Source organism: Nocardioides panacisoli, assembly GCF_039537325.1.
Taxonomy (GTDB): Bacteria; Actinomycetota; Actinomycetes; order Propionibacteriales; family Nocardioidaceae; genus Nocardioides; species Nocardioides panacisoli.
Genome location: NZ_BAABAH010000008.1, coordinates 14,856 through 27,011 on the forward strand (window position 1 = coordinate 14,856; position 12,156 = coordinate 27,011).

Here is a 12,156-nt window from a genome sequence, read left to right on the forward strand (position 1 = left end):
CCGGGTCTCGGCGGTCGGCGCGGCAGATTGTGCACCATCCGGCGTCTCTGTGGAACTCGGGCCGGGTGGCGAGTCGTCGGAACGCCCTCGACGGGCCACCTATTCCCGCGTGAACCCGGCGGTCCGGACGGCGTCCAGGAGCTCCTCGAACCCGTGATCAGGACCACAGACCAGCAGGTCCGCGCCGTGGGCGCCAGGGAGCACGGCGGACCGCGCGCCCGCCAGCTCGGCGACCAGCCGGCCCGCGGCGTAGTCCCAGAGGTTCACACCCTCCTCCACGTAGCCGTCGAGGGCACCCTCGGCCACGTGGCAGAGCTCCAGGGCGCAGGAGCCGTGCCGCCGGATGTCGCGGACCCGGGGCAGCAGCGCGGCGGTGGCGCGACCCTGCACGGCGCGGCGCTCCGCGACGTAGGAGAAGCCGGTGGCCAGCAGCCGGTGCGCCAGCGGCGCCGGGCCGTTGACCCGCAGCGGCCGGCCGTCCCGGGTCGCGAGGCCGCCCCGGGGCAGGGCAGGGTCGGCCTGCCCGCGGTAGCAGCGGCCCTTGGCCACGTCGTGCACCACGCCGGCGACCACCCGGCCGTCGACCTCGGCCGCGATCGAGACCGAGTACTCGGGCAGCCCGTAGAGGAAGTTGACGGTGCCGTCGATCGGGTCGACGACCCAGCGCACACCGGAGGTGCCGACGACGTCGTCGCCCTCCTCCCCCAGCACCGAGTCGTCCGGGCGGGCCGCCAGCAGCCGGTCCCGGATCAGCTCCTCGGCCGCGCGGTCGGCCGCGGTGACGACGTCGACGTCGCTGGACTTGGTCGCGGCGACGTCCACCCCGCGATCGGCGTACTCGCGGACGAGAGCGCCGGCCTCCAGCGCGACGCGCTCGGCGAGGTCGGCCAGCTCGGCGGCGATCACCGCCCGGCCCTGGCCAGGCAGCACCCGGCGGTGCAGGTGTCGCGGGGGACGGCGCCGTCGACGACGAGCTCGCGGAGGGCGGCCACGAAGCGCGGGTCGGTGCCCGCCGTCGCCGCCCGGCGGACCTCGAGACCCAGCTCGGCCGCGGTCGCCGCGGCCTCGGTGTCGAGGTCGTAGACGACCTCCATGTGGTCCGAGACGAACCCGATCGGCGCCAGCACGACCGCGCTCACCCCCTCGTCGGCCAGCTCCCGCAGCCGGTCGTTGACGTCGGGCTCCAGCCATGGCGTGCGCGGCGAGCCCGACCGCGAGCAGAAGACCAGCTCGTGCTCCCGCTCGACACCGGTCTCCGCCGCGACCCGGCGCGCCACCTCGGTGGCGACCCACTGGTGCTGGGCGAGGTAGGCGCCGCCGTCCGGACCGCTCTCGTCGTTCATCGAGTCCGGGATGGAGTGGGTGACGAACACCAGCCGCGCGGCCGGCTGCTGGTCGGCGGGCAGGTCGTCCAGCGCGGCCAGCACCGCGGCGACGTTGGCCTCGACGAAGCCCGGGTGGTCGAAGTAGGGCCGGATCTTCTCCAGCTCCGGCGCGTCGGGCACCTCGGCGAGGGCGTCCGCGATGTTCTCGCGGTACTGCCGGCAGCCCGACCACGAGGAGTAGGCACTGGTCGCGACCACGGCGGCACGTCGTACGCCGTCGGCCGCCATCTGCCGCACGGTGTCGGTGAGGTAGGGCGCCCAGTTCCGGTTGCCCCAGTAGATCGGCAGGTCGACGCCGTTCTCCGCGAAGTCGGCCTCCAGTGCCGCGATCAACGCGCGGTTCTGGTCGTTGATCGGCGACCTGCCGCCGAACAGGAAGTAGTGCTCGCCGACCTGCTCGAGCCGCTCGCGGGGGATCCCGCGGCCGCGGGTGACGTTCTCGAGGAACGGGACCACGTCCTCCGGTTGCTCCGGGCCACCGAAGGAGAGGAGCAGGACGGCGTCGTAATTCGGCACCCCCTCATCGTAGGTACGAGGATCATGCCCACGATGCTCGACTCCTACCGGCGGATCTTCACCCGCCCCACCGCGCTCTTCAGCCTCACCGGCCTGGTCGCCCGGCTGCCCATCTCCATGGTCGGCCTCGGCATCGTGCTCCTGGCCGAGCAGGAGACCGGCTCCTACGGGTTCGCCGGGGCGGTCTCGGCGGTGGCCCTGGTCGCGAACGCGCTGTTCGCGATCGCCCAGGGGCGGTTGATCGACCGGCTCGGGCAGGGCCGGGTGCTGAGCGTCGTGATCACGATCTGGGGCGTCGGCCTCGCCGCGACCATGTGGTCGCTGCAGGCCGGCTGGCCGCACTGGGTGACGTTCCTCCTCGCCGCGGTCGCCGGTGCCGCGCTGCCGTCGGTCGGGACCTGCGTCCGTGCCCGCTGGTCGGCCGTGGTGAAGGACGCCGCGCGGCTGCACACGGCGTACTCCTTCGAGGCCGTGGCCGACGAGGTCGTCTACCTCGTCGGTCCCATCCTGGTGACGATGCTCGCGACCGGCGTGCACCCGGCCGCCGGACTGATCGCAGCGCTCGTGACCGGGCTGGGCGGCACCTACGTCTTCGCGAGCCTCCGCGCGACCGAGCCGCCGACCGGGTCGGGCAGCGCCGCGGGGGCGGTGCGGCCGGCGATGCCGTGGCGGGCGATCGTGCCCCTGACCCTGCTGATGCTGGCGCTGGGTGCCCTGTTCGGCGCCGCCGAGGTCGCGACGGTCGCGTTCACCGACGAGCGCGGCCACAAGGGCGTCACCGGGTTCCTGCTGGCCACGTGGTCGTTCGGCAGCCTGGTCGCCGGGCTCGTCTCGGGCGCGGTCACCTGGCGCCGCGGCGTGCTGTTCCGACTGCGCTGGGGCGCGTGCGGGATGGCGGCGGCCATGGCGCTCCTGCCCCTGGTGCCGTCGATCCCGGTCATGTTCGCGGTGCTCCTGGTCGGCGGGCTGGCGATCTCGCCCACGCTGATCGCGGCGATGTCCCTGGCCGAGCAGGTACTGCCGGCGTCGCGGCTGACGGAGGGCATGGCGTTCCTCCAGACCGGGATCGCCGCCGGGCTCGCCCCGGGAGCGGCGCTCGCCGGGGTCGTGATCGACGCGGCCGGCGCGTCGCCGGCCTACCTGGTCGCCCTCGGCGGCGGGGTGGTCGCCCTGCTCTCGGCCCTCGGCACCAAGGTGCCCGCGAAACGGATCGACGTCACCCCGTCGGCCGTGTGATGGTGGTCGTCCCAGCCCACCCAGGAGGACGCCATGAGTGACGACAAGAACGCCAACGACGACCTCAAGGCGAAGATGCGCGAGGCGCTGGAGCGCAAGCACGGCAACGAGGCGGGCGTCCAGCACCAGGGCCACGAGAAGGGCAAGGCCGAGGTGCACGGCCCGGCCGGCTCGAAGCGGGTGCACCGCCGCAAGTCGGGCTGACGCAGGACGACCAGGGCTGACATGGCCTCCTGGCGGAACTGGTCCGGTCTGGAGTCCGCGGAGGGCATCGACCGGGTGACGCCGCACGGTGTCGACGAGGTGGTGAGCTGCGTACGGCGGGCGCGCGTCGCCGGGCACACGGTGAAGGTCGCGGGCACCGGGCACTCCTTCACCGGCATCGCGCGACCCGAGCACGCGCTGCTCGTCCCGGAGCTGATGCGCGGGATCGTCGCCGTCGACCGCGACGCAGGAACGGTGACCGCGCTGGCGGGGACCCGCCTCGCCGACCTCAACGCCGGGCTCGAGCGGCTCGGCCTGAGCCTGCACAACATGGGCGACATCGCCGAGCAGACGCTGGCGGGGGCGATCTCGACGGGCACGCACGGCACCGGTGGCCGCGCCGCGGGCCTCGCCGCGCAGGTCGTCGCTCTCGAGCTGGTCGACGGCACCGGCCGGCTGGTGCGGGCCACCGCCACCGAGAACCCCGACGTGCTGGAGCTGGCCCGGGTCGGCCTCGGCGCGCTCGGCGTCCTCGTGACCATCACCTTCGCCGTCGAGCCGCTGTTCCTCCTCCGGGCGACCGAGGAGCCGATGACCTGGGACGCGGCGCTGGCCTCGTTCGACGAGCTCGTCGCCGACAACGACCACGTCGACATGTACTGGTTCCCGCACACCGACCGGCTGCTCACCAAGCGCAACCGCCGGGCCGGCACCGACCTCTCCGCCGCCGAGCCGCTCCCCCGCTGGCGGTCCTGGCTCGACGACGACCTGCTGTCCAACTCCGTCTTCGGCGCCCAGACCGCCGCGCTCAACCACGCGCCCCGCGCGATCCCGCCGGCCAACCGGCTCGCCGCCCGGCTGCTCGGACCGCGGACCTACAGCGACGTCGCCCACCGGGTCTTCACCAGCGAGCGCCGGGTGGTCTTCCGCGAGATGGAGTACGCCGTCCCGCGGGCCGCGGGCCTCGACGCGCTCCGCGAGTGCCGGCGCGTGCTGGAGGCCTCCGGGCTGGCGATCTCGTTCCCGGTCGAGATCCGGGTGGCACCCGCGGACGACGTACCACTGTCCACGGCGTATCGGCGCGACTCCGTCTACCTCGCGTTCCACACCCACCGCCGTACCGATCATGCGCTCTACTTCGCGCTGATGGAGGCGGTGATGAAGGACCATGACGGCCGCCCCCACTGGGGCAAGCTGCACACCCGTCAGGCGGACGGCCTCGCGGCGCTCTACCCCCGCTTCGGGGACTTCCTGGCGCTGCGCGACCGGCTCGACCCCGACCGCGTGTTCGCCAACGCCTACCTGCGCCGGGTCCTCGGCTCATGACCCGCGGCGCGTGCCCGTGCGGCTCCGGTGCGCCGTACGCCGCGTGCTGCGGGCCGCTCCACGACGGCAAGGTCCCCGCCGCGACGGCGGAGGCGCTCATGCGGTCGCGCTACAGCGCCTTCGTCGTGGGCGACGTCCCCTACCTGCTGCGCACCTGGCACCCGGCCATGCGGCCCGGGTCGATCGAGCTCGACCCCGACCAGCGGTGGACCGGCCTCGCCGTCCTGGCCACCGACGCCGGCGGCCCCGGGGACAGCAAGGGCGTCGTCGAGTTCCGCGCGTCCTACGCCGTCCGCGGCCAGCCCGGTGCGCTGCACGAGGTCAGCCGCTTCTTCCGGGTCGACGGCGCCTGGGTCTACGTGCGCGGCAAGCAGCTCGCCGACTGAGCGCCGAGAAATGTCGACACGTCGCCACACGCCGGGCGCGCCGCCCGGTCCTGGCGGGGTCTCGCGCGTAGGCTCCCGGGAAATCGCAGGAACGAGCAGGCAGGACCGTTGATGACGCAGCTCTCTCTCACCGGAGTCAGCGCCGACGGCAGGCGCCTGCTCCTGGTGAGCGACAACGGGGCCGAGTTCAGCCTCGACGTCACGCCCGCGCTCCGCGCCGCCCTGCGCGGCGAGACCACCCGACTCGGTCAGTTGGAGATCAAGATGACCAGCACTCTCCGCCCCCGCGAGATCCAGGACCGGATCCGATCCGGCGAGACGCCCGAGGCGGTGGCGACCGCAGCCGGCACCACGGTGGAGTCGATCATGTCCTTCGTCGCGCCGGTGCTGGCCGAGCGCGAGCACGTGGCCGAGCGGGCCCAGCGGTCCTCGGTCCGCCGGGCGGCCGGCTCGGGAGGCTCCCAGGCGCGCGCTCTCTCCGATGCGGTGACCGCCCACCTGTTGACCCAGGACGCCAAGGCCGACCAGGTCCTCTGGGACGCCGCCCGCCGCGACGACGGCAGGTGGACGCTGACCGCCGTCTTCGACGCGCCCCGCCGCGCCGGCACCGCGCACTTCACCTACGACGCGCCGGGCAACTACGTCACCGCCGACGACGAGGACGCCCGCTGGCTCATCGGCGACCTGGTCGCCGCCCCGGCGCCCGTCGCCCCGCCGAACGACCTGGAGCAGGCGCGCCAGCGCCGCCTCGCGGCCCTGCCCAGCGACGAGCTGCCGCTCGGCGACGACGCGCTCGACCTGCTCGACGCCGTCCGCGACGCGCCGGCCGAGCCCGCCACCGACAACGCGGCGGAGGCCGCCACCGAGACCGATGCCGCACCGGCGGCCGAGCCGGCGGCCGAGTCGGAGAACGACGACCGCGCGCGGTCCCGGCGCACCGTCCAGAAGCGCCGCGGCCGAGCCTCGGTGCCCAGCTGGGACGAGATCATGTTCGGCGGTTCGAGCGAGTAGCTGCCGGCCGAGCGCAGCGAGCCCGGCTGCCGGGCGAGAAGGTCGAGTAGCCGCGCGCCCGAGCGCAGCGAGGTCGCGACCGGTGTATCGAGACCCTTTGGACAGCCTTACCGACGGGTATCCCGGCGAGTAGCCTCCACCCATGTCCTACTTCGTGACGGGCGCCACCGGGTTCATCGGGCGCCACCTCGTCGGCGAGCTCGTCGACCACCGCGACGGCCCCATCTTCGTCCTGGTCCGGCAGTCCTCGCTGCCGCGGATGGAGGCGCTGATCCGGCAGTGGGGGTCCGACCGCGTCCAGCCGGTCGTCGGCGACCTGGCGCAGCCCGGGCTCGGTGTCGACGAGGCCTGGGTGGCGGAGCACGCCGGGAGCATCGACCACTTCTTCCACCTCGCCGCGATCTACGACATGACCGCCGACGACGCGACCAACGACGCGATGAACGTCGACGGGACCCGCAACGCCCTGGAGCTCGCCGACCGGGTCCAGGCGGGCTGCTTCCACCAGGTGTCGTCGGTCGCGGCGGCCGGTGACTTCCACGGGCGCTTCGACGAGACGATGTTCGAGGAGGGCCAGCCGCTGCCCTCGGCGTACCACCGCACGAAGTACGAGTCGGAGAAGATCGTCCGCGACGAGGCGACGGTCCCGTGGCGCGTCTACCGGCCGGCGATCGTGGTCGGTCACTCGGAGACCGGCGCGATGGACAAGGTCGACGGCCCCTACTACTTCTTCCCGCTGATCAAGGCGATGCGCGACCGGCTGCCGGCGTGGATGCCGCTGCTCGGCGTCGACCTGGGCGACACCAACGTCGTGCCGGTCGACTACGTCGCCAAGGCGATGGACCACCTCGGACACCTGCCCGACCACGACGGCCAGGCGTTCCACCTGGTCAACCCCGAGCCGCAGCCGGTCGTCGACACCATCAACGCCTTCTGCGCGGCGGCGGGCGCGCCGCAGTTCGCCACACCCGTCGACCGCTCGGTCGCCGCGGGCCCGCGCTCGCTGCTCCCGAACGCCCTGCGCCCCCTGCGACTGATGTCCGCCGCGATCCGCACGGCCCCCGCGCAGCTGGTGCTCGAGCAGACGATCGGCCGCCTCGGCATCCCGCCGGAGGTGCTCGCGCACACGTCGTTCCCGACGGTCTTCGACTCCCGGGCCACCGAGGCCGCGCTCGCGGGCTCCGGCATCGCCGTACCCGACCTCGAGTCCTACTCGCGCACCCTGTGGGCCTACTGGGAGGAGAACCTCGACACCTCGACCGGCCGCGACGCGAAGACCCGCAAGGCGCTCGCCGGCAAGCACGTGGTGATCACCGGCGCGTCCTCCGGCATCGGCAAGGTGACCGCCCTCAAGGTTGCCCAGGCAGGCGGCATCCCGGTGCTGGTGGCACGCGGCAAGGACAAGCTCGAGGACACCAAGACCACGATCGAGCTGCGCGGCGGCAAGGCCTACGTCTTCCCGTGCGACCTCTCGGACCTGACCGCGATCGACCGGCTCTGCGAGGAGCTCTCCCGCGAGCTGCCGACCGTCGACTTCGTCGTCAACAACGCGGGTCGCTCGATCCGGCGCTCGCTGAAGCTCTCGCAGGACCGCTTCCACGACTTCGAGCGGACGATGCAGCTCAACTACTTCGGCGCGATCCGGCTGATCATCGGCCTGATGCCGAAGATGCGCGAGCAGCACGGCGGGCACATCGTGAACATCTCCTCGATCGGTGTGCAGACCAGCCCGCCCCGGTTCTCGGCGTACGTCGCCTCCAAGGCCGCGCTCGACGCCTGGAGCAACGTGGTCGCCTCCGAGGTGGTCGGCAACGGCATCACCTTCACCAACATCCACATGCCGCTGGTGCGGACGCCGATGATCGCGCCGACCAAGATCTACGACAAGTTCCCCACGATCTCACCGGCCCAGGCCGCGGACACCGTGATCAGGGCGATGGTGGAGAAGCCCCACGAGATCAACACGGCGCTCGGCAACGTCGGTGCGATCGCGCACACGGTCGCGCCCAAGGCTGCGTTCCGGGTCCTCAACATGGCCTACCACGTGTTCCCGGACAGCGCCGCCGCGAAGGGTCAGGCGCCGGCCGGCACCGAGCCCGAGGCCGCCGGCCGCGAGTCCGAGCAGGTGCTGATGGCGCGGGTGTTCAAGGGGATCCACTGGTAGGACCGGTCCCGACGGGCCGGTCCGGGTCGGTGATCCACTCGCTCCAGCTGCCGGGGTAGAGCGCCGCTCGCACGCCGAGCAGCTCCAGGGCGAGCACGTCGTGGGCCGCGGTGACCCCGGAGCCGCAGTAGGCGGCCACGACGCCGCCGTCGAGCGCGCCCACGGCCGCGTACACCTCTCGCAGCTCCTCGACGGGCCGGAACCGGCCGTCCGGGCGGAGGTTGCTCGATGTCGGGACGTTGACCGCGCCGGGGATGCGGCCGGCGACGGGGTCGACCGGCTCCACCTCGCCGCGGTAGCGCTCGGCGGCCCGCGCGTCGACCAGTACGTCGACCTCGCGAACGGTGTCCGCCTCGACCAGCGCCATCGCTCCCGCGACGGCGGTGAAGTCGCCGCGCTCCGGGGTCGGGCCGGGCCCGGCCTCCACGGCGCCACCGACCTGCTGCCAGGCGCTCCAACCGCCGTCGAGGACCCGCACGTCCTGGTGCCCGTGGTGGCGCAGCAGCCACCAGCAGCGGGCGGCCGCGTGGCCGCTCCAGTCGTCGTAGGCGACGACCGGCACGTCGTCGCTCACCCCGGCGGCCCGCATCGCATCCTCGAAGACCTCCGGGGCGGGCAGCGGGTGCCGGCCACCGGTGCCCGGCGGCGCGGCGAGGGCCGCGTCGAGGTCGACGTACACGGCCCCGGGGACGTGCCCGGCGACGTAGTCCTCCCGGCCCGGCGGTCCGGCCATCCGGTACCGCACGTCGAGGACGGTCACCCGCCCGAGGAGGCCGGCGAGCTCGGCGGCGGTGACCAGCGGGCCGTCCGGGTCGGTCGTCATGGCGCCACCCTAGGGACCTGTCGAGCGCGGCTGTGGAGGACGCCGCCGTCCCCGCGCGAGTTGCGGCAACCTCGACCGCATGGCCGATCCCGCGACGATCACGGAGCCGGTGCCGCGCCCGCTGCAGAAGGTGCTGCGCCGAGCGGTGCTCGAGCACGCCGCGGCCGAGCAGCGACGGCACCACCCCGCGGTGCTCAACGTCGGCCTGCCCGGTCTGGGCCCGCGCCGGTTCTGCCCCGAGCCCGGCGAGGTGCTCGACCACGCGCTGCGGGTCGACGTCGTGCAGGCGATGCTGCGCCGCTCGCTCGAGCGGTCCCGCGTCCCGCTGGTCTGGCTCACCCGGATGGACGGGGAGCAGGTGTGGGACTGCGACGTCGACTGGAGCTGCGCCGTCCGGGCGGCCGGCGCCGAGCTGGGGCTCTCCCTCGGCCTCGTCGTGGTCACCCGGCGGAGCTGGCGCGACCCGCGGTCGGGGGTCGGCCGCACCTGGAAGCGGCTGCGCGACCGGTCCTGACTACCAGGTGTGCACGGGGCGGTTGTCCGCCATCCCGGCCCGGTAGTCCAGGAGCATCCCGCGCAGGGCGTCGAACCGGTCCTCCTCGGCGGCGGCGGCCATCCGCCGCACCATCCACTCCGAGCCGTTCGTTCCGATCAGGCAGCGCTGCTCGATGATCGAGAGGTAGTGGTCGATGTCCTCCTGGTCGACGCCCCACGCCGCGAGCCCGTCGCGGGCCATCGGCAGCAGCCGGCGCAGCACCAGCTCGGTCGCACGGACCTTGCCGACGCCGGGCCAGTAGACCTCCGCGTCGATGCCGCGCAACGCGGCCGAGTGGAAGTTCTCCTCCGCGGCGCTGAACGACATCTGCGACCACAGCGGGCGGTCGCTCTCGGCCAGGGTGCGGACCAGCCCGAAGTAGAAGGCGGCGTTGGCGACGGTGTCGACGACGGTCGGCCCCGCGGCGAGGACGCGGTTCTCGACCCGCAGGTGCGGCACTCCCCCGCTGACGTCGTAGATCGGCCGGTTCCAGCGGTAGACGGTGCCGTTGTGCAGCCGCAGCTCGGACAGGTTGGGCGTCCCGCCCGCCTCGAGGACCGTCAGCGGGTCCTCCTCGTCGGTCACGGGGAGCAGCGCCGGGAAGAAGCGCACGTTCTCCTCGAACAGGTCGAACACCGAGGTGATCCAGCGCTCGCCGAACCACACGCGCGGGCGGACGCCCTGCGCCTTGAGCTCCTCGCTGCGGGTGTCGACCGCCTGCTCGAAGAGCGGGATCCTGGTCTCCCTCCACAGCTGCTTCCCGAGCAGGTACGGCGAGTTCGCGGCGACCGCGAGCTGCACCCCCGCGATCGCCTGCGAGGCGTTCCAGTAGCCGGCGAACCGCTCGGGCGCGGTCTGCACGTGCACCTGGGTGCTGGTGCAGGCCGCCTCCGGCATGATCGAGTCCACCGTCGCGCGGAGCCGCTCGTCGCCGACGATGTCGATCAGCATGTCCTCGCCGCGCGCGGCCAGGATCTGGTCGCTGAGCAGGCTGTAGCGCGGGTTCTGGCTGATCGTGTCCGGGGCCAGGTGCCGGTCGCGAAGGGTCGGCAGGACGCCGATCATCACCAGGTGCGCTCCGAGCGGCTCGGACCGGCGCTCGGCCTCGTTGAGGCTGGCGCGCAGCCCGGCCTCGAACTGGGACAGGCCACGGCCGCGCAGCGGACCGGGCGACACGTTCATCTCGATGTTGAACTGGCCGAGCTCGGTCTGGAAGTCCGGGTCGGCGATCGCGTCGAGCACCTCCTGGTTGCGGAGCGCCGGGTCGCCGGCGTCGTCGACGAGGTTGAGCTCCACCTCGAGCCCGGTGTGGGGATCGTCGGTGTCGAACGCCGACTCGTTGAGCATCCGCTCGAGCACGTCGAGGCAGCGCCGCACCTTCTCCCGGTGCCGGGTCCGGTCGGCCCGCGTGAACTCCTGGGCGTCGACATCCTTCCCCATGCGCCGACCCTAGCCAGGCTCGGCCAATCCGGCAGCCCAGTCGAACTCCATCTCACCGGTCTCGGGTGGCAGCGCGTGCTCCAGCGCGTGCGCGATCAGCCCGGCCAGGCGGTAGGCCGGGTCGGCCTCCCGGCACCGGTCCACCGCGGACCAGGCCAGTGCCCCGTCGCCCGCCATCCATGCCGACCAGCCGAGCAGGGCGGCCGGCGGGGCCGCCAGCTCGTCGGGGGTGCGCCGGACGACGCCGAGCCACAGCTCGACGTGCTCCCGCGCACGGTTGCGGCGGATCAGCCCCCAGGCCGCGTCGCGGACCCGGACCGCCTGCATCGTCCAGGCCAGCCGCGCGATCTCCGGCTCCGCGGGCAGGGTGCCCGCGTCGACGTGTCGTTCGACGAGCGCGCGGACCCAGGTGCCGGCGGCGAGCAGCTCGAGGACCAGCTCAGGCACCCCACCGCGCCGCAGCTCGCCGTCCACGACGGCCCGGACCCGGTCCTGCGCCGCCCGGTCCGGGTCGAGGGTCGCGACCAGGGCGTCGCGGCTGCGGTGGATCACGGTGCCGCCGAGCACCGACTCCGCGACGAACGGATGCGCGCTGACGTCGAAGGGCACACCGTCCTGGCGGCGCCGGCCGTCACGGTCGAGCAGCGGGTGGTAGCGGTGGCTGCCGACCCGGACCGCCTCGATGACCCGGACGCCGCAGTCCCCGAGCGCGCGGCGCAGCCGCCGCCAGGCGACGTCGGCCGGCCGCGGATCCTCGCTGTAGAAGAGCAGCGCCACCGCGGCGACCCGCTCCCTCCGGGCCGGCTCGGTCAGCGAGGCGGCCAGGTGGTCGAGGTCGCGCCGACGCGTCGCCAGGTCCTCCGCGGGAGGCGGCAGGTCGATGCGCGCGTGGAAGGCACGGTTGCCGCCGAAGGTGAGCATCACGACCGAGTCCTGGGGGTGGAAGCCCAGCACGACCGGTGCGACCGCGAGCAGGTCCTCGGTCGAGCGGGCCGTGAACCGGGCCGACGGGTCGGGCGTGGGCTGGGGCAGGGATGAGAGCGTCATGCGAGGGAGGCTCCCCAGCCGCTGCGACACCGCAGGCCGAGCCGGGCCGCGCCTGTGGGTGGACCGGGTCGGTCGCCGTGCCT

12 protein-coding genes are annotated in these 12,156 nt (G+C 73.6%); 7 read left to right on the forward strand and 5 right to left on the reverse strand.

Annotated features, from left to right (window positions below; translation table 11 throughout):
• Positions 1 to 99: 99 nt before the first annotated feature.
• Entirely contained in the window at positions 100 to 906 is an 807-nt protein-coding gene (locus tag ABD709_RS12275) for an inositol monophosphatase family protein (RefSeq protein WP_344775756.1), read from the reverse strand.
• Complete coding sequence (locus ABD709_RS12280) at positions 903 to 1,901, reverse strand: ferrochelatase (protein WP_344775758.1); 999 nt, start codon at positions 1,899 to 1,901, stop codon at positions 903 to 905. The genes ABD709_RS12275 and ABD709_RS12280 overlap by 4 nt, the downstream gene beginning before the upstream one ends.
• A gap of 24 nt (positions 1,902 to 1,925) precedes the next feature.
• On the opposite strand from ABD709_RS12280, the gene ABD709_RS12285 reads away from it, so the two are divergent.
• From ABD709_RS12285 to ABD709_RS12310, 6 genes are all read left to right on the forward strand, one after another.
• Positions 1,926 to 3,137, forward strand: a complete 1,212-nt coding sequence (locus tag ABD709_RS12285; RefSeq protein ID WP_344775760.1) for an MFS transporter — start codon at positions 1,926 to 1,928, stop codon at positions 3,135 to 3,137.
• A 33-nt stretch (positions 3,138 to 3,170) separates the two neighbouring features.
• The gene (locus ABD709_RS12290; RefSeq protein WP_344775762.1) at positions 3,171 to 3,341 is read left to right on the forward strand and encodes a DUF5302 domain-containing protein; all 171 of its coding nucleotides are present in this window, start codon (positions 3,171 to 3,173) and stop codon (positions 3,339 to 3,341) included.
• Between the two features lie 21 nt (positions 3,342 to 3,362).
• A complete protein-coding gene (locus ABD709_RS12295; RefSeq protein ID WP_344775764.1) occupies positions 3,363 to 4,667 on the forward strand; it encodes a D-arabinono-1,4-lactone oxidase in 1,305 nt (434 codons plus the stop codon).
• Positions 4,664 to 5,053 (forward strand): YchJ family protein, encoded by a 390-nt coding sequence (locus tag ABD709_RS12300; protein ID WP_344775766.1) that lies wholly within the window; start codon positions 4,664 to 4,666, stop codon positions 5,051 to 5,053. Before ABD709_RS12295 ends, ABD709_RS12300 begins: the two co-directional genes overlap by 4 nt.
• Positions 5,054 to 5,164: 111 nt before the next feature.
• The gene (gene sepH, locus ABD709_RS12305; protein ID WP_344775768.1) at positions 5,165 to 6,064 is read left to right on the forward strand and encodes a septation protein SepH; all 900 of its coding nucleotides are present in this window, start codon (positions 5,165 to 5,167) and stop codon (positions 6,062 to 6,064) included.
• Positions 6,065 to 6,206: 142 nt separating this feature from the next.
• Positions 6,207 to 8,228, forward strand: a complete 2,022-nt coding sequence (locus ABD709_RS12310; RefSeq protein WP_344775770.1) for an SDR family oxidoreductase — start codon at positions 6,207 to 6,209, stop codon at positions 8,226 to 8,228.
• Here ABD709_RS12310 and ABD709_RS12315 read toward each other — a convergent pair.
• Positions 8,209 to 9,051 (reverse strand): sulfurtransferase, encoded by an 843-nt coding sequence (locus tag ABD709_RS12315; RefSeq protein WP_344775772.1) that lies wholly within the window; start codon positions 9,049 to 9,051, stop codon positions 8,209 to 8,211. The genes ABD709_RS12310 and ABD709_RS12315 overlap by 20 nt on opposite strands.
• A 79-nt stretch (positions 9,052 to 9,130) precedes the next feature.
• On the opposite strand from ABD709_RS12315, the gene ABD709_RS12320 reads away from it, so the two are divergent.
• Complete coding sequence (locus ABD709_RS12320; protein WP_344775774.1) at positions 9,131 to 9,565, forward strand: hypothetical protein; 435 nt, start codon at positions 9,131 to 9,133, stop codon at positions 9,563 to 9,565.
• Here ABD709_RS12320 and ABD709_RS12325 read toward each other — a convergent pair whose 3' ends face one another.
• On the reverse strand, positions 9,566 to 11,026 hold the full coding sequence (locus tag ABD709_RS12325) for a glutamate-cysteine ligase family protein (RefSeq protein WP_344775776.1): 1,461 nt from the start codon (positions 11,024 to 11,026) through the stop codon (positions 9,566 to 9,568).
• A 9-nt stretch (positions 11,027 to 11,035) separates the two neighbouring features.
• Entirely contained in the window at positions 11,036 to 12,073 is a 1,038-nt protein-coding gene (locus ABD709_RS12330) for a DUF4192 domain-containing protein (protein ID WP_344775778.1), read from the reverse strand.
• Positions 12,074 to 12,156: the final 83 nt, after the last annotated feature.